The organism is Winogradskyella litorisediminis, assembly GCF_042675765.1.
GTDB lineage: Bacteria > Bacteroidota > Bacteroidia > Flavobacteriales > Flavobacteriaceae > Winogradskyella > Winogradskyella litorisediminis.
This window is the reverse complement of sequence record NZ_JBHTJL010000009.1, coordinates 415,100-437,111: the sequence shown is the minus strand read 5'-3', so window position 1 is coordinate 437,111 and position 22,012 is coordinate 415,100. Positions and strand designations below refer to the sequence as shown.

At 32.9% G+C, this 22,012-nt stretch carries 20 protein-coding genes; 7 read left to right on the top strand and 13 right to left on the bottom strand.

The features are described 5' to 3' along the window. The first annotated feature begins 56 nt into the window (after positions 1 to 56). Entirely contained in the window at positions 57 to 2,642 is a 2,586-nt protein-coding gene (locus ACFQ1Q_RS04230; protein ID WP_386128310.1) for a phosphoenolpyruvate carboxylase, read from the top strand. Here ACFQ1Q_RS04230 and ACFQ1Q_RS04225 read toward each other — a convergent pair. From ACFQ1Q_RS04225 to metG, 4 genes are read right to left on the bottom strand one after another with little or no spacing between them, the layout of a single operon-like run. After that, on the bottom strand, positions 2,639 to 3,541 hold the full coding sequence (locus ACFQ1Q_RS04225; protein ID WP_386128308.1) for a histone deacetylase family protein: 903 nt from the start codon (positions 3,539 to 3,541) through the stop codon (positions 2,639 to 2,641). The two genes, ACFQ1Q_RS04230 and ACFQ1Q_RS04225, sit on opposite strands and share 4 nt — an antisense overlap. Beyond that, positions 3,542 to 5,950 (bottom strand): hypothetical protein, encoded by a 2,409-nt coding sequence (locus ACFQ1Q_RS04220; RefSeq protein WP_386128306.1) that lies wholly within the window; start codon positions 5,948 to 5,950, stop codon positions 3,542 to 3,544. A 54-nt stretch (positions 5,951 to 6,004) separates the two neighbouring features. Then, positions 6,005 to 7,471 (bottom strand): hypothetical protein, encoded by a 1,467-nt coding sequence (locus tag ACFQ1Q_RS04215; RefSeq protein ID WP_386128304.1) that lies wholly within the window; start codon positions 7,469 to 7,471, stop codon positions 6,005 to 6,007. Then, positions 7,472 to 9,553, bottom strand: a complete 2,082-nt coding sequence (gene metG, locus ACFQ1Q_RS04210) for a methionine--tRNA ligase (RefSeq protein ID WP_386128303.1) — start codon at positions 9,551 to 9,553, stop codon at positions 7,472 to 7,474. Between the two features lie 84 nt (positions 9,554 to 9,637). On the opposite strand from metG, the gene ACFQ1Q_RS04205 reads away from it, so the two are divergent. Next, positions 9,638 to 10,648 (top strand): S66 peptidase family protein, encoded by a 1,011-nt coding sequence (locus tag ACFQ1Q_RS04205; protein ID WP_386128301.1) that lies wholly within the window; start codon positions 9,638 to 9,640, stop codon positions 10,646 to 10,648. A gap of 341 nt (positions 10,649 to 10,989) precedes the next feature. Here ACFQ1Q_RS04205 and ACFQ1Q_RS04200 read toward each other — a convergent pair whose 3' ends face one another. Continuing rightward, positions 10,990 to 11,292: a hypothetical protein gene (locus ACFQ1Q_RS04200; protein ID WP_386128299.1), complete on the bottom strand. Its 303-nt coding sequence runs from the start codon at positions 11,290 to 11,292 to the stop codon at positions 10,990 to 10,992. Between the two features lie 144 nt (positions 11,293 to 11,436). Here ACFQ1Q_RS04200 and ACFQ1Q_RS04195 point away from each other — a divergent pair, with 144 nt between their 5' ends. Further along, positions 11,437 to 11,796: a YraN family protein gene (locus ACFQ1Q_RS04195; protein ID WP_386130152.1), complete on the top strand. Its 360-nt coding sequence runs from the start codon at positions 11,437 to 11,439 to the stop codon at positions 11,794 to 11,796. A 112-nt stretch (positions 11,797 to 11,908) separates the two neighbouring features. Here the strand turns inward: ACFQ1Q_RS04195 and nadD are convergent, their stop codons facing one another. From nadD to ACFQ1Q_RS04180, 3 genes are read right to left on the bottom strand one after another with little or no spacing between them, the layout of a single operon-like run. After that, positions 11,909 to 12,487, bottom strand: coding sequence for a nicotinate (nicotinamide) nucleotide adenylyltransferase (nadD, locus tag ACFQ1Q_RS04190; RefSeq protein WP_386128297.1), 579 nt, complete (start codon positions 12,485 to 12,487; stop codon positions 11,909 to 11,911). A gap of 1 nt (position 12,488) precedes the next feature. Further along, positions 12,489 to 13,079, bottom strand: a complete 591-nt coding sequence (gene gmk / locus ACFQ1Q_RS04185; protein ID WP_386128295.1) for a guanylate kinase — start codon at positions 13,077 to 13,079, stop codon at positions 12,489 to 12,491. Positions 13,080 to 13,116: 37 nt separating this feature from the next. After that, positions 13,117 to 13,974, bottom strand: coding sequence for a YicC/YloC family endoribonuclease (locus tag ACFQ1Q_RS04180; protein ID WP_386128293.1), 858 nt, complete (start codon positions 13,972 to 13,974; stop codon positions 13,117 to 13,119). 182 nt (positions 13,975 to 14,156) lie between these two features. Here ACFQ1Q_RS04180 and ACFQ1Q_RS04175 point away from each other — a divergent pair, with 182 nt between their 5' ends. Next, positions 14,157 to 14,633 (top strand): acyl-CoA thioesterase, encoded by a 477-nt coding sequence (locus ACFQ1Q_RS04175; RefSeq protein WP_386128291.1) that lies wholly within the window; start codon positions 14,157 to 14,159, stop codon positions 14,631 to 14,633. A gap of 23 nt (positions 14,634 to 14,656) precedes the next feature. On the opposite strand, the gene ACFQ1Q_RS04170 is transcribed toward ACFQ1Q_RS04175, so the two are convergent. From ACFQ1Q_RS04170 to ACFQ1Q_RS04160, 3 genes are read right to left on the bottom strand one after another with little or no spacing between them, the layout of a single operon-like run. Then, a complete protein-coding gene (locus tag ACFQ1Q_RS04170) occupies positions 14,657 to 15,790 on the bottom strand; it encodes a hypothetical protein (protein WP_386128289.1) in 1,134 nt (377 codons plus the stop codon). Between the two features lies 1 nt (position 15,791). Then, positions 15,792 to 16,685, bottom strand: coding sequence for a DMT family transporter (locus ACFQ1Q_RS04165; protein ID WP_386128287.1), 894 nt, complete (start codon positions 16,683 to 16,685; stop codon positions 15,792 to 15,794). After that, a complete protein-coding gene (locus tag ACFQ1Q_RS04160) occupies positions 16,675 to 17,031 on the bottom strand; it encodes an arsenate reductase family protein (protein ID WP_386128285.1) in 357 nt (118 codons plus the stop codon). Before ACFQ1Q_RS04160 ends, ACFQ1Q_RS04165 begins: the two co-directional genes overlap by 11 nt. 79 nt (positions 17,032 to 17,110) lie before the next feature. Between ACFQ1Q_RS04160 and ACFQ1Q_RS04155 the strand changes: the two genes are divergently transcribed. Continuing rightward, positions 17,111 to 17,566, top strand: a complete 456-nt coding sequence (locus ACFQ1Q_RS04155; RefSeq protein ID WP_386128283.1) for a DinB family protein — start codon at positions 17,111 to 17,113, stop codon at positions 17,564 to 17,566. Here the strand turns inward: ACFQ1Q_RS04155 and ACFQ1Q_RS04150 are convergent, their stop codons facing one another. Continuing rightward, positions 17,567 to 18,304: a DUF3298 and DUF4163 domain-containing protein gene (locus ACFQ1Q_RS04150; RefSeq protein WP_386128281.1), complete on the bottom strand. Its 738-nt coding sequence runs from the start codon at positions 18,302 to 18,304 to the stop codon at positions 17,567 to 17,569. It lies immediately after the preceding gene. Positions 18,305 to 18,392: 88 nt separating this feature from the next. On the opposite strand from ACFQ1Q_RS04150, the gene ACFQ1Q_RS04145 reads away from it, so the two are divergent. Then, the gene (locus tag ACFQ1Q_RS04145) at positions 18,393 to 19,532 is read left to right on the top strand and encodes a cystathionine gamma-synthase (RefSeq protein WP_386128279.1); all 1,140 of its coding nucleotides are present in this window, start codon (positions 18,393 to 18,395) and stop codon (positions 19,530 to 19,532) included. A 1-nt stretch (position 19,533) separates the two neighbouring features. On the opposite strand, the gene ACFQ1Q_RS04140 is transcribed toward ACFQ1Q_RS04145, so the two are convergent. Beyond that, entirely contained in the window at positions 19,534 to 20,295 is a 762-nt protein-coding gene (locus tag ACFQ1Q_RS04140) for a THC0290_0291 family protein (protein WP_449361588.1), read from the bottom strand. A gap of 281 nt (positions 20,296 to 20,576) precedes the next feature. Here ACFQ1Q_RS04140 and gdhA point away from each other — a divergent pair, with 281 nt between their 5' ends. Further along, positions 20,577 to 21,920, top strand: a complete 1,344-nt coding sequence (gdhA, locus tag ACFQ1Q_RS04135) for an NADP-specific glutamate dehydrogenase (RefSeq protein WP_386128275.1) — start codon at positions 20,577 to 20,579, stop codon at positions 21,918 to 21,920. Positions 21,921 to 22,012 lie beyond the last annotated feature (92 nt).

Genomic DNA, 22,012 nt, shown 5'->3' with positions numbered 1-22,012 from the left:
GCATTTTTCTTCAAAACCTTTATTACATTTATAAAAAGCGTTAAATATTCAATTTTATGTCGACACAGCCAAAACTTACAAGATTTAAAACTAATGTGCTAAGTAAATATCAAATTTACAATAGTATATTTATGACGCTGCCTTTTGATAATATTACAAAAACAGGTGCCTTATTACCTTTGTTTCATGAGACTTGCCAAAAGGGATTTGCTGCTGGCGAAAACCCAACAACAATTGTCGAAACGTTTTTTAGAAAATATCAAGGTCGCCGCTCTAAAGACAGCCAAATAAAATTACTTTTTAAATTTATACAGTACATAGAGCGACAGGTTGTTTTATTTGATGCTATTGAGGATGCCGCTTTTCCTATTGTAAATAATATGGATGGTATTGGCACACTAAGAAATTTAAAAGAAAATGCAAAATCTGAGAATAAATTAAAGGCCTTACAGCAATATTTAAACGAATTTAAAGTACGTATTGTACTTACTGCACATCCAACACAATTCTATCCAGGATCAGTACTAGGTATTATTACAGATTTAGCAGATGCCATAGCTCATAATAAATTAGAACTTATTAATGACCTTTTAGCACAGCTTGGTAAAACACCATTTTTTAAAAAGCAAAAACCCACGCCATATGATGAAGCTATAAGTCTTATTTGGTATTTAGAACATGTATTTTATAAGTCTTTCGGAAAAATTTACGATTACATTCAACAAAATATTTATGACGAAGTACCAATGACAAACGAAATTATAAATGTTGGTTTTTGGCCTGGTGGAGACCGAGATGGTAATCCATTTGTAACACCAGAAACAACCCTAAAAGTTGCAAAAAAACTCAAACAAGCTGTTTTAAGGTGTTATTATGCAGATGTAAAAAAGCTAAAACGAAAGTTGACATTTAAAGGCGTTGAAGAGCATATTACAGAACTTGAGCAGAAACTGTATGACGCTGTAATAAACCCAAACACTAAAGACACAATTTCAATGCTACAGTTGCTTGATGGGCTAGAGAAAATAAAAAATAGCGTTATATCAGACCATCAATCTCTATATTTTAATGAGGTACAAAGTCTTATAAACAAAGTACGTTTGTTTGGTTATAGATTTGCAACGCTAGACATTAGGCAGGACAGCCGAAAGCATAACGAAGTTTTTACAGATGTTGTTGAAACATCAAAGCGTAATGGAAGCACAATTTTTCCTGAAAATTTTAATGATTTGGATGAAAAAGAACAGGTCGAAATTCTATCAAAAATAAAAGGAACCATAAATCTTGATGATTTTAAAGACGAGTTTACTTACCGAACCTTAAAAACCATGCAAACCATAAAAACCATTCAACTACAAAATGGCGAATTTGGTGCTAACCGTTACATAATAAGCAACAACCAAATGGCACTTAATGTTATGCAGTTATATGCCATGTTAAAGCTCGTTGGTTTCAACAACGAAATGCCTGTAGATATTGCTCCTCTTTTTGAAACAGTTCCAGATTTAGAAAACGCGCATTTAGTTATGGAAGAGTTGTATACCAATGAAGCTTATCGTGCTCATTTACACAAGCGAGGAAACAAACAAGATATAATGCTAGGCTTTAGCGATGGAACAAAAGATGGTGGTTATTTAATGGCAAATTGGGCTATTTTTAAGGCGAAAGAAGAGCTCACTAAAATATCTAGAGCACACAACATTGAAGTTGTGTTTTTTGATGGACGTGGTGGACCACCAGCACGTGGCGGCGGAAAAACACATCAGTTTTACGCTTCACTTGGTCCAACTATCGCCGATAAAGAAATTCAGTTAACCATACAAGGGCAAACAATTAGCTCTAATTTTGGAACTTTAGATTCGTCACAATATAATTTAGAACAACTCATTAGTGCTGGTGTCTCTAATAGATTAAGTGATAAAAATCTCAAGATGTCTGTGGCAGACAAAAGTGTTATGGATGATTTAGCTAAAACAAGCTACCAAGCATATGTAGATTTTAAGAAGCACCCTAAGTTTTTACCTTATTTAGAGCGTATGAGTACATTAAAGTATTACGCTAAAACCAACATTGGAAGTAGACCATCAAAACGTGGCAAATCTTCAGAATTGGTTTTCGAAGATTTACGTGCCATTCCTTTTGTAGGTAGTTGGAGCCAACTTAAACAAAATGTCCCTGGTTTTTTTGGTGTTGGTACAGCATTAAAGGCTTATGAAGATAATGGCAAATTTGAGGATGTTAAAAAACTATATCACAATTCTAAATTTTTTAAAACACTTATAGAAAACAGTATGATGGCCTTATCAAAATCTTTTTTTGATTTAACCAAATACATGGCAGATGACAAAGAATTTGGTGAATTTTGGAAACTGATTTACAAAGAATATGAAACATCAAAACGACTTATATTAAAACTTACAGGCTATGAAGAATTGATGGAAGAAGAACCAGCCGGTAAAGCTTCTATTGATGTTAGAGAATCTATAGTATTACCATTATTAACAATACAACAGTACGCACTAAAAAAGATTCAAGATTTAGAAAAAGATAAAAATCCTAACAAAAAAGAATTAGAAATTTTTGAAAAGATAGTAACGCGCTCGTTGTTTGGTAATATTAATGCGAGTCGCAATTCTGCTTAAAAAAATATGTCTTGTGCCAACCTAAAGGTATTAGCGTGCGCATCTACAATGGTTTTAATGTCTGGCGAATATCCGCCACCCATAGAGCACATTACAGGTATTTTATGAATTTTGCATTGTTCTAAAACAAATTTATCTCTTGCTTTACAACCATTAATTGACATACCGAGTTTTCCTAATTTATCTGAAGCAATAACATCAACACCGCAGAGATAAAATATAAAATCGGGTTGTTGTTCCTCAATGAGTCTTGGAAGCGTTGATTTTAATACCGAAAGGTAAGTGTCATCATCGGTTCCGTTTTTTAAGCCGATATCTAAATCGCTTTCTTCTTTTTTAAACGGATAATTACTTTCACCATGCATTGAAAAAGTAAATACAGTGGAATCATTCTGAAAAATTTCTGCAGTTCCGTTTCCTTGGTGCACATCTAAATCTACAATTAAGATTTTTTTAGCCAAGCCTTTATTTTGGAGATATTTTGCGCCAATAGCTTGGTCATTTAGCATGCAAAATGCTTCGCCACGATTGGTATAAGCATGATGTGTTCCGCCAGCAATATTCATTGCAATACCATTTTCTAAAGAAAATTTTGTAGCCTTAATGGTTCCGTCTGTAATAATACGTTCTCGCTCTACCAAAACTTCACTTAGCGGAAACCCTATTTTTCTTGCAGCGCGTTGGTCTAAAGTTATGTTTAATAAGTCGTAGAAATATTCAGGTTCGTGAACGGCTAATGCATACTTGTCATTTGGGATAGAAGGTTCAAAAAAATTGACTTCTGAACATGTGCCTTCATGCATTAATTGTTGCGGTAAAAGCTCGTACTTTTCCATGGGAAAACGATGACCTGTAGGCAATGGATGCTTGTATATTGGATGAAAGGCTATCTTAAGCAATTAGTTATTCTTTTCTATTTTAATTTCTTGAGAAATAAATTCATTATCATTTACAAAGCCTTCTATAAATAATGTGGTATTGCTAGTGCTATTACTTTTATACTTGAAAGTACTTTCGCCTTGATTGTTGAATTTTAAATTCGGTTGCCAATCTATTGTACCGTATTCTCTAAAAAAATCAGTGTTGTAATATGAGTATTTTGGCGTGTAAAACGTTTTATTCTTACTAAACACTAATGGGACTTTATAATCAACAACGTTATTTGGTTTGTTTATTTGTGAACCTCCTGGTGTTGTGAAAATTTTTATATAACCAGCGCCACCTCTTATTCCTCCACCAATCCCATAAGTTTCGTATTCAATATAATCTACTTGATCCATAGTTATGAACGTGAGGATTCCAAATTCTGAAAATCTTCCTTGGGTAGTTAACAAAGCTGAGTTAAGATAGACTAAAGGTGTTGGATCTGTCCAGCGTATTCTGGGATTAACTATACTTAGTCTACCTGATAAAATATCATAGTAGGTGTCGTACCCTAATCGTTGCAAATAAGTGTCAACACGCATTCCTGTTAATTTTACATTTTCCTCAATAACTCTAAATTTTGCAACTATTGCTTTTTCTCGTAATTTTTCAACTTTAGTTTCTACTGTATTCGCTTTAGCATTAATAACAACCTCTTCCAATTTGTTAGCATTGTATAAATCGAAAGCATTTAAATTTGTTTCGTTTTTTAAATAGGTATCGTCAATTGAGTAAGTTTCTTTAATGGATTTAGTTGGAATGCTAAAATCCGGAAATTGAGAAGGATAAAATTGCAAATAAACGGATGGTTTCTTTTTAAACTCTTTTCTTTTTGTATCTATATATCCAATTCTAAACAAATCGTCATCGGTAGGAAAAGATTGTTTTATAGTAAATTCATCTTCAGATTCCTCTACATCAAATAATTGAGTTTTACTTTCTGCCAGTGGATAAACAATATACGAGCCTCTTTTGTCGTCATTAATATTTGCAACGACATCAATTCCTCGCTCGAACGGGTAGATGTATTCACGTTCGTTTTTATCAAAAATCGTATTCCAGCTATAGCTGCTCCAACCTTGAGTTAACATTAGCAAATCTAGATTGTACTCGGTTTTACGATTCTTATCTTTAAAATAAGAGCCACCGTTCTCTAAAAAGCCATTTATGTAGGGTTGAATATAAATTTGCGAAAGAATTGAATTATGATGATTATAAGATTTTGTACCGGTTGGTAGGATTGATATACTTATATTAGAATTTTTGATATCTATTTTTTCGTTGATTTTAAGATTAAAAAATAAGCTATCTTGTTTTGAAGAAACACTAACATTATCTATTTCTCTTTGGTTTATATCTGTAAGATTAAAGTATAAACGTTCTAATAAAGGTGTGTTATTTTCGTTAAAAATGGTAATAATATTTATTCCTTTAAATAAGTCCGTTTTTTGAAAACTTAAAATGGCTGTTCCATCTTCATTAAAACTAAAAGGTGCTAAAACTATTTTATTCCCGTTATGAAGACCAACATTAAAGCCTTTTCCTTGAAGATTTGAATTAGTGTTTTTATTGGCTTTTAAAAGTACTTTTACAGCATCTTTTGTTTGATTAAGCGTTAAGTTAAAACCATTTTGCTTTATTCCTTTTATTGGAGTTGAAACCGTATCGCCATTTAAATCTAAAACGACATTATAGTTTGTATTAGATTTTGGACTTAATAAAACTTTAGCAAGGCCTACGTCGTTTAACTGAAACTCACTAATTACATTTTCATTTTCATCTAAAATTTTACCAAACGCATTTGCAATTCCATACCCAAATTGGTTTTTTGCTATAATTCCAATGGTGTTTGGGATATCGTAAATTATATGTCCACCTTCACCAAGAATTTGTAAATCAACTTTAATATCCTTTTTGTCAATTGGTTTTATTTCAGACTTATTATCGGCATCAATTACTTTAAATGTCTGCTCAAAATGATTGTGCTCTTCAAAATTTCGCATCCAGTTTGTATAAGCTTTAAATGTAAATATGCCTGTAGATAACGTACTGTCAATGTCAAAGACGTTAGAGGCAATTCCATCAGTAACACGAATAAGTTTCTTTTTTAAAACCTCGCCATCTTCATTTGAGATAGTACAATAGAGATTGGTAGTTTGTTTAGAAGTAGCTTTAGTAAACTTATCAAAAACATAAGAGGTAAAGCCTAATATTTCGCCCTCGATATAAGTAGATTTATTTAAATGCGAATATACAACCTCTCGAGGTGCTTCAGTATAATCCTCATAAGATTCAATAATATCTGTTTGAGCATTTATAACCGAAAGATTAAAAAAAAAGAAAGAAAAAAATAATAAAAAGTGGAGAAAGGAATTGTTTTGCATGGTTGGTTTTTTTATAAAATTCCACAAAAACTATTCCTAAAACTAAGGTTTTAACTAATTTTTATTATTACAATTTCTAAAATCAACTAAAACAAATTCTTTTTTCTTAAGGTTGATATAGGTGTAGTAAGGTGTTTCATCAACAAAAAACAAATCCTCTGCAGTTATCCCTTTATAATCTACCATGTAGTCATCAATACAATCGTTAATCGATGGTTCAAACTCTTTTTTAACATGTTCAAAATTTTCGGTTAAAACAGTTTCAAAAAATGTGGCTTTTGTCGATGAAAAAGAATTGTAATTATAAAAAGTAGGGTTAAATATTGGTACAAAAGTGCCTGTGCCAGTATTAAAAGCCAAATTATTGCCACCAAAACCTATTCCAAAACCCGCAGATTGTACCTGTTTGTAGCCACCAAGAATTATTTCATAAAGGTTGTCATTTTTTAAAATTGAAAGACCTATATCACCTGAACTTATTTTTCTAAGGTATTTTGAGCTAGCCTCTAACTCTCTTCTATTTTGAAACGGCAAATAAGTTTGCCCTTCTTGAACTATTGGACCATTTTTAAAGGTGATAGAGTCTTCTTTGGTAACATAAAATTCTTTTAAAATAGTAGCGTCTAAATCTTTTATTTGAAAGCTCATTTCTTTTCTAGATGATGCTAATTGAAAAATTCTGTCTTCGTAAATAAAAGAATTAAATTTTTTAAAGTCATCGATTTTACCTTTTGGATACAAGAATGAAGACTCCGAAATAAAAAGTGTATTTAAATCTATAGTGTAAACTAAAGTGCCATTTTCTTCGTCTTCAAAGGACAAAACAAGATTGTCTTTAAATTTATAAAGCTTATTTGGAGTTGAAGCTTGTTCTATAGAAATAGGAATCCGATGGTCTATTTTTGTAATGTTCGACTCTCTTATTTGAAGCCAAAAATACCCCCAAAAATCTGGTCTGCTATTGTATAATTTATTGTTTTTAGAGTTTTTGTTGACTTCAAATGTGCTAACTTTTTTAAGATTATTATTTTCGGTTAGCGTTCTAATAATTATAGAAGTTTTATCACTTGTTAAGAGATATAAGTTATTATCATGTACAACAGTATCAATATAAAGTTCTTTATCAATATCAAAATTGAATTCCGTAGTTGTGGTTTTTTTATTTAAAAAATCAACCGTTACAACTATAAATTTAGAAAACCCGCCATTGGCATAAAGCAGATTATAATTAGAGTCTTTAATAGAATAGGCAAGTGGCTCTAAGTACTTTCGTTTTGGCGCATCAAAGGTAAATTTTGAAACAGCTTTAAAGTCCGCGTTAAAAAGATTAGCATGTATTTGATTTCGGTCTAATATTAAAAATGCAAAATCTTTTGTTTTGCTATCAACTAAAGAATAAGTAGCTTTTTTACTTCTCGTATTTTTAGTGTCAATGCCAAAACGCAGCACTTCATCTTGGCTGTTTGCCATTAAAGAAATGCCTAAAGCAAAAAAAAGAAGTAAAGTAGGTAATGTTTTCATTTAACTAATCTTTAACCCGTTACTAACACCATCGCCTGCACTGAGCGGAGTCGAAGTGTCTGGGTTTACAAATACTAAATCGCCATGCTCGTTTTCGGTCATTAAAATCATACCTTGACTTTCAACACCACGAAGTTTTCTTGGCGCAAGATTTACTAAAACTGTCACTTTCTTGCCAATGATGTCTTCAGGTTTAAAACTTTCTGCAATACCAGAAACTATTGTTCTAGTATCTATGCCAGTATCTACTTTTAAAACCAGAAGTTTTTTGGTTTTTGGCATTTTTTCAGCTTCGAGAATCGTACCAACACGAATATCAAGCTTTGTAAAATCATCAAAAGTAATTTCTTCTTTTTGAGGTTCTACTGCTTTATTTGCTGCTTCATTTGCTTTTTTACTGGCTTCGAGTTTGCTTAATTGTTCCTCAATGGTTTTATCTTCAATTTTAGAAAATAACAATTCGCCTTTGCCAATTTTGTGATTTGTTGGAAGTAAGACGTTTTTTTCTGTTACATCTTCCCAAGAATTTTTAACTGCGTCTAAATCTGTATTAAGTATCGTTTTTAATTTGTCTGAAGTAAAAGGTAAAAACGGCTCACTTAAAACGGCTAAAGCAGATGCAATTTGAAGGGCTACAAACATAACTGTTTTTGTACGCGCTTCGTCTGTTTTTATAGTTTTCCACGGTTCTTCATCAGCCAGATATTTGTTTCCTAGACGTGCTAAATTCATTAACTCTTGGCTTGCTTCTCTAAAACGGTAACGTTCTATAGAGCTTGAAATTACTTGTGGATACGCTTTTACGGCCGCTAAAGTTTCTTGATCAACCAAAGCCAAATCGCTTGGTTCTGGCACAATACCCTCGTAATATTTGTTGGTTAAGACAACAACACGATTTATGAAGTTTCCAAAAATAGCGACCAACTCGCTGTTGTTTCTTGCCTGAAAATCTTTCCAAGTAAAGTCGTTATCCTTTGTTTCTGGTGCGTTTGCGGTTAATGCATAACGCAATACATCTTGCTGATTAGGAAAATCATTTAAGTAGTCTGGCAACCAAACAGCCCAATTTTTTGAAGTAGATAATTTCTGACCTTCCAAATTTAAAAACTCATTTGCAGGTACATTTTCTGGTAAAATATATGAACCTTCGGCTTTTAACATCGCTGGGAAAATGATACAATGAAACACTATATTGTCTTTTCCTATAAAATGAACTAAAGTCGTGTCTTCATTTTTCCAGTAATCTTCCCAATTTTTATCTTCTCGCGCAGCCCATTCTTTTGTTGCTGAGATGTAGCCAATTGGCGCATCAAACCAAACATAAAGTACTTTTCCTTCGCCACCTTCAACAGGTACAGGTATTCCCCAATCTAAATCTCTGGTTACAGCACGTGGTCTTAAACCATCATCTATCCAGGATTTTACTTGTCCGTAAACATTTGGTTTCCAGTCTTTTTTATGTCCTTCGAGAATCCAATCTCTTAAAAATTGCTCGTGTTTATTTAGCGGTAAAAACCAATGTTTGGTTTCTTTTAATGTTGGCACATTACCTGTTATTGCCGATTTTGGATTTATTAAGTCTGTAGCATTATGGCTTGTTCCGCAGCTTTCGCACTGGTCGCCATAAGCTTCTTCATAGCCACATTTTGGACAGGTTCCTGTAACAAAACGGTCTGCTAAAAATTGGTCGGCTTCTGCATCGTAAAGTTGTTCTGAAACTTCTTCAACAAATTCGTTTTTATTGTAAAGAGTTTTAAAAAATTCTGATGCGGTTTCATGATGAATTTTTGCTGTTGTACGCGAGTAATTATCAAACGTAATCCCAAAATCTTCAAAAGATTGTTTGATAATAGCATGGTACTTATCAACGATATCTTGTGGAGATACGCCTTCTTTTTTCGCCTTAATCGTAATTGGTACGCCATGCTCATCGCTTCCGCAAATAAAAGCAACATCGTTTCCTTTAAGGCGTAAATATCTGGCATAAATGTCCGCTGGCACGTAAACACCAGCTAAATGCCCAATGTGTATTGGTCCGTTAGTGTAAGGTAATGCTGCGGTTATGGTGTATCTTTTAGACATCGTGTTTCTTTAATTATAGGCTGCAAAAGTACATATTATCGCAGCCATTTTGAAAAAAAATGTACATTTACAAAAAGCACATTTATGAATGTAAAAAAGTCGGTATTCATTATAACTATTATAAGTTTTTTTGTCACGAACCTAAAACTTAGTGCACAAAACTCTACAAAATCTAAAATTGAAATGATTCAGCCACCATATCTTAAAGCCGGCGATACTGTTGCTATTGTTGCACCATCAGGAATTTTAAAAAATCGCGAGCGTGAAATTAACCAAGCTGTTGAGTTATTAAAAAGTTGGGGTTTGCACGCTCTTGTTGGTAAAAACGTATTTAGTAAATATGATCATTTTGCAGGTACAGACGCACAACGTTGTGAGGATTTTCAGAATGCTTTAGATGATCCTAAAGTTAGTGCCATTTGGTGTGCCCGTGGCGGATACGGAACCGTACGAATTCTAGATAAATTGAATTACGAAAAATTTAAAAAACATCCAAAATGGCTCATTGGCTATTCAGATATTACGGCGTTACACAATCAGTTTCACAACGAAGGTTTTCAAACTATTCATGCGTTGATGTGTGTAAGTCTCACCAAGGATTTGAGTGAGATTGAACAATCAATTTCTACTTTTAAATCGGCATTGTTTGGAGCTCCAGAAAATTATGTTTTAAAAGGTTCAGCCTATAATAAACAAGGTGAAATTACAGCACCAATTGTAGGTGGTAATTTAACCTTATTACATACTATGTTAGGTTCTGAAACTAGTATAGATACTTCTGGAAAAATTTTATTTATTGAAGAAATTGGCGAATACAAATACCATATTGACCGCATGTTACAAAGCCTAAAACGTGCTGGTTATTTTGAAAACTGTAAAGGTCTTATAGTTGGAGATATGTCCAGAATGCGAAAAAACACCACATTTTGGGGAAGTTCTGTTGAGCAGTTGGTTTTAGATGCTTTATCCGAATATGATTTTCCTATAGCTTTTAACATGCCAGCTGGTCACGAAAAAGATAATCGCGCATTGATTTTAGGGAAAACAGTGGAGTTAAAGGTTTCTAAAGATAAATCTACAATAACCTTAAAATAGTTTTTTTTGACTTGTGTAAAATATCATTGCGCCAAAAACATATAAAATCACATCTATAATATCTGCTGTATATCGCTCATAGAATTTTGGTAGAAACCATTCAAAATGAAAGATGAAATAGATTGTAATAATACTTATAGTAGTTAGTGATATATAAATATGTTCATTTTTCTTTAAAATTCTTACAATTGCTAAACATGTAGCTAAAACAATAGGCATGCACAAGAAATCATTTAAGTAAGATGAAATAATTGTCGGCAGATTGGCCCCAAAAAAACCAAGACAATAAACTATTAAAGCTATAAATAATAAGGTAACATAAATAGGGTTTTTAATAATTTTCATGCAGCAATAGCTGTAAATAGCCAAGCGATAAAGGTGCCAATGGCAATAAAAACTAGGCCAATAGATTTCAAAACCTTAATTGTTGCTCTAACAATAAAATTATTATGATTTTCATATTTTTCAAAAAAAGAGGGATTTGATTTTTTCTCTAAGCGCTCTTTTTCTTTTTGCTGAAGGTTAGCTTTTTTGTAAGCTATTTCTCTACGTTTTTTGTAAGACAATAGCGCACCACAATTTTTACAATACTCTCTGTCGGTATTAAAAACTCCGCATTCAAAACATTTTATGTGACTTGCCATTGATATAAATTTAGTTTTTTAAATGTAAAGATGCATTTAAAAATCCCTTAACTCATTAGATTAAAATTATAGTTTTTTAAGCAAATTTTTTTATTATTTCTGGAGTTTAAAAAGGATATGATTCCATTTTTCTATTTTAGTATTATGGCACAACATAACGAACTTGGTAAAAAAGGCGAAGAACTCGCCGTTAATTTTCTTCTAAAGAATGGTTACGATATTATAGAGCGGAATTATGTTTTCCAAAAAGCTGAGGTTGATATTATTGCTCAAAAAAAAGATATTTTGGCTGTGGTTGAAGTGAAAACACGTTCAACTTTAGACTTTGGAAATCCTCAAGATTTTGTAAAACCCAAACAGATAAAAAACCTAGTAAAAGCTATTGACGAATATGTTACAGTAAACGAATTAGATGTTGAAGTGCGTTTTGATATAGTGGCAATTGTAAAAGAAGGTAAAGGCTTTAAGATTGAACATTTAGAGGATGCTTTTTATTATTTTTGACAAGAATTATTTAATTTTTGTCATGCTGAACTTGTTTCAGCATCTTATCAAATTTCCGAAATTATCAAAGGACCCTGAATCATGTTCAGGGTGACAAATAAAAACAATGTTTTTATTTGTAGAAATTCATTTCATCTACATATTCCCAAACATGCTCTGGTAAAAGCGGTCTAATATTTTTTCCAGCTTTAATTGAACTTCTTATAAATGTGGAAGAAATTTCCATAATCGGCGCTTTAACGTAATGAATTTTTGGATGGCCATCAAAACGTGTTTCAACGTTGCCTTCGGAAATTCTTGGATATATGTAAATGTGGTGATTTTCTAAAATCAATTCGTAATTTTTCCACTTATGAAAGCCTTTTAAATTGTCTTCGCCCATGATTAAGGCAAACTCATATTCAGGATGTTTTTCTAATAAATAGGTAAGTGTGTCAATAGTATAATTTGGCTGTTTTAACCCAAATTCTATATCACATGGACGTAGCTTATCGTAGTCTTTTGTAGCACGATACACCATCTCAAAACGTTGACGATTATCGAGCAGGCTGCTTTTCTTTTTAAAAGGACTCAAAGGCGTCACTACAAACCAAATCTGGTCCAAATCACTATGCTCTGCGATATGGTTGGCAATGGTTAAATGTCCAATGTGTATTGGATTAAATGTACCGAAGTATAAGCCTATTTTCATCTTAATCTTGCAAAAAATCAGACACTAATTTATAAGCTTCTTCTAGAGCTTCATCTAAATTTTTATTAACCACAATCTTGTCAAATAATGGCGCCGTTGCCAATTCTGCTGGTGCCTTAGATACACGCATACTTATCTTTTCTTCGCTTTCTTCACCACGGTCTTTTAAACGTCTTACGAGCTCGTTTAAGTCTGGTGGTTTTACAAAAATGGCTAGAGTTTGCTCTGGGAATTTTCGTTTTATACGCAAACCGCCAGACACATCAATATCAAAAATAACATGTTTCCCTTTAGCCCATATACGAGCGATTTCGGTTTTTAATGTTCCGTAAAAATTATCTCTGTAGACTTCTTCCCATTCTAAAAACTCATCGTTTTTAATTCGGTTTTTAAACTCCTTTAGAGATAAGTAATAATAATCTTTGCCGTGTATTTCTTTACCACGTTTTTCACGAGACGTTGCAGAAATTGAAAACTCCAAATTAAGTTCCTGCTGTTTTAGTAAATGACGTACTATGGTCGTTTTTCCAGAACCTGACGGCGCTGAAAATACGATGAGCTTTCCTTGTTTTTCTGTTTTTATTTCTGACACGTTACTTTTATTTTATTAATGGAAAACTGCTTTTTTACTATAGTGCATTTAACATTTGCTCCTTAATCTTTTCTAGCTCATCTTTCATTTGTACGACCAATTTTTGCATCGGTGCGTAATTAGATTTTGAGCCAATTGTATTAATTTCGCGACCAATTTCTTGGGAGATAAAAGCTAATTTTTTACCGTTAGAATCTTCCGAGTTTAAAGCACTCATAAAATAATCTAAGTGATTGTCTAAACGCACTTTTTCTTCAGTGATATCAAACTTTTCGATGTAATAAACAAGTTCTTGCTCAAATCGATTTTCGTCAACTTTTTCTTTAATATCGGCAACACCTTTTTCTAGTCTTGCTCTAACGCCATCAATACGTTCTGGGTCCATTTTTATGACCTGATTTAGTAAATCTCTTAAAGTTGCAATTCTATTTTCAAAATCGTTTTTTAGGGTTTGGCCTTCGTCTTTCCGGTAAGTTTTTATATGTTCTAAAGCGGTATCAATTTCAGCTTGTATGGCTTTCCATTCATCCTCATCAATCTCGTCTCGCTCAGTCGTTACAGCATCCGGAAGCCGAATTGCCATTTTCAATAATTCAGTTTCGTTACCATCAACCACATCTTTTAGTTGCTTGATGTATTCTTTTACAACCGTTTTGTTAATTTTAGAACTTGTGTCTTCGCCTGTAATTTCAACATAAACCGAAAAATCTACTTTTCCACGTACCAAATGTTTGGCAATTTGCTTACGAATTCCAAGCTCTTTTGCACGGTACATCGATGGCATACGCACGTTTAAATCAAGATTTTTACTGTTGAGCGATTTTAATTCTATCGTTACTTTTTTTGTTGGTAACTGTAGCACAGATTTACCATAACCAGTCATTGATTGTATCATGTAATACGTAACTTTTAAAGTTGCCCAAAGGTACAAAATAGAACCATTTAATCGCAGAGCGATAGCCGAGAATAAAATGTTTAAGTGAGGAGTTATGATTTCATTTTCATAATAGATAAAATGGGCTTGCCGCAATGGTAGTTGGTTTCTATCTTTGCCGCTTCAATAAATCGAAAGCCATTATGTACAAAAAACAATTTGAAATACGTTGGAGTGACGTCGATGCTAACGGTCATTTAGCCAACTCTGCATACACTAATTTTATGAGTCATGCACGTATGACATTCTTTGCAGAGCAGGGTTTTTCAATGAAAGAAATATTAAAAAACGGCATAGGTCCAGTTGTGTTTTATGAGCACATGTTTTACTTTAAAGAATCGTTTATTGGTACGCCGATTACCGTAACTATAGAAGTTTCTGGCTTAAGTGAAGATGGTATGTTTTTTATGTTTGAACATAATTTTTATAATCATAAAGGCGAAAATTTAGCTCATTGCGAAATGCAAGGCGGTTGGATTGACCTTAAAACAAGAAAACTTTGTGGCTTACCTGAAGAATTAATGAAAATGGCTGAAAAATTTCCGAAATCTGAAAGCTTCAAAATCTTGACCAAAGAAGACACGAGAAAACATGGTGTAAAACCAAAGAACTTAGTCTAAAAGAACGTATTCAATTAAACTCTCTATTTAAACGGCGAATGCTGTTTAAATGTTTTAATCGATACATTTTTTACAAACGGACTTATAATTGCATTAGGAAATGGACGTTTGTGTTTAAAGTAACAAGTTAATGGTTGCGGCTCAGCACCAAGTGTGCTTTTAATTTCGGATGCTGTACGACCCAAATTTATACGCTTAGATTTTGTGGAAAGTCCAAGTCTTACATAGTCATTTAAAATACGTGGGTAGATGGCAAATTCTTTATTCTTTGTATAATCAATGCCAATAAAATGAGCATCAAGATTATCGCCATTTTTCATTGCAGAAAGAAAACCCACTAATTTTTCTTCGAGAAAATAACCAATAACAGTGAATTCAATTTTAAAGCTTTCTTTTAAAAAAGTATAAGTGTTCAGATTTAAAATTTGAGCATTAAAATCTGCATTATCTATAGTGTTTTGGTACAGCTCTTGAAGCTGTGTTTTATAGATTTCAATATCTTTTTTACTAAATTTTTTTGAAATTAAACGTTCACTTTTAGCGTCTGCTTTATTAGCTTTAATGCGGTACTTAGATTTTAGTGCCACTTTATAATCTTCAAAAGATGACCATTCTGGTTTAAGCTTAATAATCATATTTGGCTCAACTTCCATTGGGGTATAACCAAATTTATTAAGATGTTTTGTAATGTAAAGTGATTCGGTTTTAAAGTCTTTTACAAAAAGTCCAGTCAGTTTTTTTAATGATTTTGATAGGCGTTTTATACCTTCAGCAAGCATTTTAAAAGTTTCTATTTTTTCTTCACCTTCTTTTAAAAACGTACCATATTCGCCACTTAAAAAAATATTTCCACAGAAGAGTATTTTTATATCGTTATTGCAAAACAGTCGATTTATTTTTTGTTTTACCCAAGTGTTAATTTCAATGTTTTTAGTTATCGTTTCGACACCAATGGTTACTAATTGCGTATTGGCAAAAGCAATGGCTTCTTCATTTTTTGTAATAAACACATAGTTAAAGCTAATGTCTGTATTAGCCATTTCAAAAGCTTTTAAAAATTCTGGCGAGTAGTAAATATTTGTGCAGCATTTAAGACTATCCCAATACGCTTGTGGTATCTTATCTACGGTATCAAATATTTTGGTTTTAAAGCTCAAATTAGCTTGCGGCTTTTGGTTTTTTGCTCACAAAATATACGCCTAAAAATATTAACGAAATTGCAATGATTTTAATAAGGTCTATAACTCCAGAGCCATTTGCTACTGCAAATAAGCCCGCAATTACGGGTTGTAAATAAATAAAAATACCAACTGTCGATGCCTTAAGACGACTTATAGCTAAGGGATTTAAAAGGTAAGTGCCAAAAGTTGCACCAACAACCACAAAGACCAAAGACCAAGTAATGTACGGCGTAAAACTTTCCCAATTAACAGCCAAGACTTCAGAGTAACCAAATGGTAAAACTAAGATTAAACCAAATAAAAACAACCATTTTATAAAGTCAAACGGATGGTATTTTGCCGTGAGCTTTTTAATTAAAATAACGTAAACACTATAAGAAACTGCATTTAGAAATATCATGGTATTTCCTAAGATAACATCATCAGCAGCACGTGCCGATTTGCCATAAAGGGTCAATACCAAAGCACCTATAAAACCTAAAGCAATACCAATAATTTTAATATTAGAAATGCGCTCTTTGAGTATAAAAACCGATAACACTAAAATAACAATTGGCACAATAGTCATTATGGTTGAAGCGTGTATTGGCGAAGTAAATTCTAGACCCTTTAAAAAGAATAGCATATTTATAAATACTCCGAAAATAGCTGCGTAGAATAACTTTATAAAGTCTTTTTTCTCAATTTTTTTTGAAGGAAGAAAAAGATTTAACAACCAGAACAATAATGCTGCACCACCGACTCTTAATAGCACCAAACCAAAAGGTTTAACGTAGCCTTCATTCATTATGGTTTTTGCAAAAGTGTAATTAAAACCATACAATAATTGAACAATAAAAAGTGCTAAAATAGCAAGGTTTCTACTTTTCATGTATTGCAGATTTTGCAGCGGTAACTACTTTTTTAGAGTTGCCAATAAATATTTGATTATTAAATAAAATTACAGGTCTTTTTAGAAATGTGTAATGCTCTAAAATGTAAGATTTATAATCATCGTCAGATAAAGATTTTTCTTTTAATCCCAATTCTTTATATAATCGAGCACGTTTACTAAACAGACTTTCGTAACTATCTGTTAATGCTCTCATTTCTATAAGTTGTGCTTCTGTTATGGCTTCTGTTTTGATATCTTGGAAGGTGAAGCCCGAAGGTAAATCTAACTCGTTGATAATACGTTTGCAAGTGTCGCAAGTACTTAGGTAGTATATTTTTTTCATAGTATTTACCGAAAAATTTGATATTGCAAAGAAAATTGTTTTCGAACTAAAAAATGTACTTTTATCTAAAAATTAAAGCATGCATTACGGAATAGACATAACAAGAAAGAATAGGGTTTTATTCGAAAAATTTATAAACACGTTATCGCTTGAGCAATTAAATAAAGTACCTGATGGTTTTAATAATAACATCATTTGGAATATTGCACACTGCATCGTAACCCAACAATTATTGGTTTATAAACTCTCAAATCTTGAAGGTGTATTGTCTGACGAAATGATTGCCACATACAGAAAAGGCACCAAAACTGAGCGTGATTTATCTCTAGCTGAAGTTAACGAAATTAAGGGTTTATTGTTTTCGCCATTAGATCAAACGGAAGAAGATTACGTTGCTAAAAAGTTTGAAACGTATAATGAATATACAGTTTCTACAGGAAGCACGTTAACAAACGTTGATGAGGCTTTGGCATTTAATAACTTTCATGAAGGTATTCACTTGGGTTATATTTTGGCGCTTAAAAGAGCGTTGTAATTAGAAGCTTAAGAAATCTTGAGCGGTTTCCATCGGAATCACAAATTCTATATAATCTTGATTATAGGACGCAATTTCGTAAGTGTTGTAAAGCAAAATAACTCCCTCGTCATTAAAACCAATATTTTCTGGCAGTTGAAATGGTTTTCCGAAGAAAAATTCAGAAACATCTGTGCCTTCATTTTTCATGTGGTCCAAAAAAAAGCTTTCGGCTAATTTTTTAAATCCATCCATGTTAGAAATAAATTCGGTTTGTGGTAAAATCTTTCCAGTTTCAGGGTTGAAATTTAAAAACTGAATAGTGCCATTTCCATGTGCGCCACCAGTATCTGAATACGTGCTTAAACCCATGGTTATGATATTTTCAGATTTGTAAATAAGTTCGGTTTCTACGGATAAATACCAAGTTTGTTCACTATCTTCAAAATCATTTTTAAAGTTTAAAAATTGAGTTTCGAAATCTTTTAAAGCTTCATCAATAGTTTCAATTTTAGAATTTTCAGAAATTGGAATATTTTTTAAAATAGCTTTCTTAATTTCTTTGTTTATATTTTTAGCAACATCTGAATTTTCTTTTGCCATATCAAAGGCCACTTCAATTTCGGTTTGGAAATTATCTTCAACGAAAATAGTTTCAAATTCTAGCGGTTTAACTTCTTCTTTACAAGATGAAAGACATACCAACAATAAAAGAGGTACAAAAACTCTTTTTAAAATAAATGGACTTTTGTTAAACATACATTAAAGGTTTGATTGGCTTTACAATGCAACGAATTTAGCTTTAAATTTGTTGTATGCCATAATTAGAATTTAAAATTTTTAAAAAATGAAATTCAACACAAAAACCATCCATGGAGGACAAATAGAAGACTCATCTTTTGGAGCAGTAATGACGCCGATTTACCAAACGTCTACCTACGTACAATCTACACCTGGCGGACATAAAGGGTATCAGTATTCGCGTTCGCAAAATCCAACACGTAGTGCTTTGGAGCGTGCTTTAGCAAGTATAGAAAACGGAAATTATGGTATTGCTTTTGGCTCTGGTATTGCAGCGATTGATGCGGTTTTAAAATTATTAAAACCTGGTGACGAAGTCATTTCTACAAACGATTTATACGGCGGAAGCTATCGATTATTTACCAAGATTTATGAGAAATTTGGTATTAAATTTCATTTTATAAGCATGGAAAATATTTCGAATATTGAAGCGTATATTAATAAAAACTCCAAGCTGATTTGGGTAGAAACGCCAACAAATCCGCTATTAAATATCATAGACATAAAAGCTGCTGCAGACATCGCCAATAAGCACAATGTTCTACTGGCTGTTGATAATACGTTTGCGACGCCTTACTTGCAAAATCCGTTAGATTTAGGTGCGCATATTGTAATGCATTCGGCTACTAAATATTTGGGCGGACATTCAGATTTGGTTATGGGCGCACTTGTGGTTAAAGACGAAAATTTAGCGGATGATTTGTATTTTATTCAGAATGCAAGTGGTGCTATTTCTGGTCCTCAGGATTGTTTTTTAGCGCTTCGAGGTATAAAAACATTGCACGTACGTATGCAACGTCATTGCGAAAATGGAAAAGCTGTCGCGGAGTATCTGGCTAATCATCCTAAAATAGAGAAAGTCTACTGGCCAGGTTTTGAGAATCATCAAAATCATGAGATTGCAAGAGAGCAAATGAAAGATTTCGGTGGTATGGTGTCTTTTGTTACCAAAGGAAATAATTACGAAGAAGCAATTAAAATAGTCGAAAATCTAAAGGTGTTTACTTTGGCAGAGTCTCTCGGTGGTGTTGAGTCTTTGGCTGGTCATCCTGCAAGTATGACACATGCTAGCATCCCGAAAATTGAACGCGAAAAAACAGGTATTGTTGATGCACTTATTCGTTTAAGTGTAGGTATAGAAGACAAGGATGATCTTATTGCCGATTTGCAACAAGCTATTGGATAAGTTAATCTAGGTAGTAAATGTAACCCACATTAAGCCAAACGAGCACATCGTTCATCTTGTTTGAAGGTAATTTGTGGTTTAATCCATCAATCCAATCACTAAAATAGTACTGAAAACGTAAGTCAATCATTAAGTCTGATAGAATTGTAAGTTTGTAACGCGTACCAATACTTGTTACTACGGACCACGTATTTATTGGGTCTGTATTAATTGGGTATTCTCCACCACTAGCGGCAATCCAAGGTGCGTAAATATTATCTGGATTAAAAACATTTTCATCAGAAATAGTACCACTTCGAGCAAAAGTAGTATACTGTTTTGGATTTGCTAAGGTGTAATGTGCACCCAAACTTACAAATGGTGCCCAACCGCCTGTATGGGAAGAAAAAGCTCTAATGCTTAATGGAAAATACTCGAGTTGCATACCAACATCAAAATTTTCTGCTTCACCAGAATGCGCTCGTAAACGTCGCGCATCGATTCCAGTACGACTTGGGTTAACCCATTCTCCAAAATGATTTAGTTGGGTTTTATTGTATGAAATTTCACTTCTTAATTTAAAGTGATCATTAAAATAATTATCCGCAGTATAACAATTACAGTCAGCTCGGTAAGAAAAGTTGATGTAATGAATAAGTCCAATACCGTAACCCGTATTTCCTATATTGTTTTCTTCATTATAACGTTGCCCAAAGTCTGAACGAAATTGAGTAGGACCAGCAATTATGCCTACTTCGTGAGAAAAGCCAAACTGAGCTTGCATAGCGAGAGGCACAAAAAGTACCGTGCAGATGATGAGTAATTGCCTTATTTTTAAGGTCATAGTTTAGCTTGTTAGCAATATATTTATGCGCAAATATAAAAAATATCGACGAAATACAAAATAAAACGGACGAAATGCAATTTTATTGTGCGATTTTCAAAAACCAAACTAAAGAATATTTTTTGAATTTGGATTGATAATATTTAAAAAATTTACTACAATTTTTATAGATAACGTATATTTGTTATACAAAATCTTGAATACATTAATAATATTTCAATATGAAAGAAAAAATTGAAGCATTTTTAGAGGAAGTAAGAACCCGTAACGGTCACGAACCAGAATTCTTACAAGCTGTTGAAGAAGTGGCTGAAACAGTTATCCCTTATATAGCAAAACATGATATTTATAACGGAAAGAATATACTTCTCCGTATGGTTGAGCCAGAGCGCTTAATCTCTTTTAGAGTTTGTTGGGTAGATGACTCTGGAGAATTACAAGTAAACCGTGGTTACAGAATACAAATGAATTCAGCTATTGGGCCATATAAAGGTGGTTTACGTTTTCACCCTTCAGTTAATGCTAGTATTTTAAAGTTTTTAGCTTTTGAGCAAGTATTTAAAAATGCTTTAACAACGTTACCAATGGGTGGCGGAAAAGGAGGTTCTGATTTTGACCCTAAAGGAAAAAGTGATAATGAAATCATGCGTTTTTGTCATTCATTTATGTCAGAATTATTTAGACATATTGGTCACAATACAGACGTTCCTGCTGGAGATATCGGTGTAGGTGCAAGAGAGATTGGATTTATGTTTGGTATGTATAAAAAGTTAAAAAACTCTTTTACAGGCGTACTTACAGGTAAAGGACAATCTTGGGGTGGATCTTTAATACGTCCTGAGGCTACTGGTTATGGTAATGTATATTTTGCACAGAATATGCTAAAAACTAAAGATGACTCTTTTGAAGGTAAAAAAGTGGTTATTTCAGGTTCTGGTAATGTTGCGCAGTATGCAGCAGAAAAAGCAATTGAGCTTGGTGCTACAGTATTGACTTTTTCAGATTCTGGAGGATATATTTTAGATGAAGACGGTATTGATACAGAAAAACTAAAATTTGTGATGGAACTTAAAAATGAAAAGCGTGGTCGTATTAGTGAGTATGTTGATGAGTATCCTAATGCTAAATATTTTGAAGGTGAAAGACCTTGGTCTGTACCTTGCGATATTGCATTACCATGTGCAACGCAAAACGAGCTTAATGGTGAAGAAGCAAAACAACTGATTGATAATGGTTGTATTTGTGTTTCTGAAGGTGCAAACATGCCTTCTACTCCAGAAGCTATTCACGAATTTCAAAATGCAAAGATTTTATTTGCACCAGGAAAAGCTTCTAATGCCGGTGGTGTTGCAACATCTGGTTTAGAAATGAGTCAAAACTCTCTGCGTTTAAGCTGGTCTCGTGAAGAGGTAGATGATAGACTTAAAGATATTATGGAAGATATACACGACTCTTGTGTTGAGTATGGAAAAAACGATGATGGCTCTATAGATTATATTAGAGGTGCAAATATTGCAGGTTTTGTTAAGGTAGCAGACGCTATGTTAGCACAAGGTGTTGTATAGTATTTTTATAAAATAATTATTAAAGCTTCTGCAAAATAACGCAGAAGCTTTTTTTATATATTATAATCAAGAAAATAGCGTTACTAGTAATA

Excerpts from the sequence above, each read along its gene's own strand:
- gdhA (WP_386128275.1), top strand. The coding sequence starts at position 20,577 with ATGAAAGAAAAAATTGAAGCATTTTTAGAGGAAGTAAGAACCCGTAAC.
- ACFQ1Q_RS04220 (WP_386128306.1), bottom strand. The coding sequence starts at position 5,950 with ATGCAAAACAATTCCTTTCTCCACTTTTTATTATTTTTTTCTTTCTTT.
- ACFQ1Q_RS04140 (WP_449361588.1), bottom strand. The coding sequence starts at position 20,295 with ATGCAAGCTCAGTTTGGCTTTTCTCACGAAGTAGGCATAATTGCTGGT.
- nadD (WP_386128297.1), bottom strand. The coding sequence starts at position 12,487 with ATGAAAATAGGCTTATACTTCGGTACATTTAATCCAATACACATTGGA.
- ACFQ1Q_RS04160 (WP_386128285.1), bottom strand. The coding sequence starts at position 17,031 with ATGAAAAAAATATACTACCTAAGTACTTGCGACACTTGCAAACGTATT.
- ACFQ1Q_RS04145 (WP_386128279.1), top strand. The coding sequence starts at position 18,393 with ATGAAATTCAACACAAAAACCATCCATGGAGGACAAATAGAAGACTCA.
- ACFQ1Q_RS04215 (WP_386128304.1), bottom strand. The coding sequence starts at position 7,471 with ATGAAAACATTACCTACTTTACTTCTTTTTTTTGCTTTAGGCATTTCT.
- ACFQ1Q_RS04200 (WP_386128299.1), bottom strand. The coding sequence starts at position 11,292 with ATGGCAAGTCACATAAAATGTTTTGAATGCGGAGTTTTTAATACCGAC.
- ACFQ1Q_RS04230 (WP_386128310.1), top strand. The coding sequence starts at position 57 with ATGTCGACACAGCCAAAACTTACAAGATTTAAAACTAATGTGCTAAGT.
- metG (WP_386128303.1), bottom strand. The coding sequence starts at position 9,553 with ATGTCTAAAAGATACACCATAACCGCAGCATTACCTTACACTAACGGA.
- ACFQ1Q_RS04175 (WP_386128291.1), top strand. The coding sequence starts at position 14,157 with ATGTACAAAAAACAATTTGAAATACGTTGGAGTGACGTCGATGCTAAC.
- ACFQ1Q_RS04205 (WP_386128301.1), top strand. The coding sequence starts at position 9,638 with ATGAATGTAAAAAAGTCGGTATTCATTATAACTATTATAAGTTTTTTT.
- ACFQ1Q_RS04150 (WP_386128281.1), bottom strand. The coding sequence starts at position 18,304 with ATGTTTAACAAAAGTCCATTTATTTTAAAAAGAGTTTTTGTACCTCTT.
- ACFQ1Q_RS04165 (WP_386128287.1), bottom strand. The coding sequence starts at position 16,685 with ATGAAAAGTAGAAACCTTGCTATTTTAGCACTTTTTATTGTTCAATTA.
- ACFQ1Q_RS04180 (WP_386128293.1), bottom strand. The coding sequence starts at position 13,974 with ATGATACAATCAATGACTGGTTATGGTAAATCTGTGCTACAGTTACCA.
- ACFQ1Q_RS04155 (WP_386128283.1), top strand. The coding sequence starts at position 17,111 with ATGCATTACGGAATAGACATAACAAGAAAGAATAGGGTTTTATTCGAA.
- ACFQ1Q_RS04195 (WP_386130152.1), top strand. The coding sequence starts at position 11,437 with ATGGCACAACATAACGAACTTGGTAAAAAAGGCGAAGAACTCGCCGTT.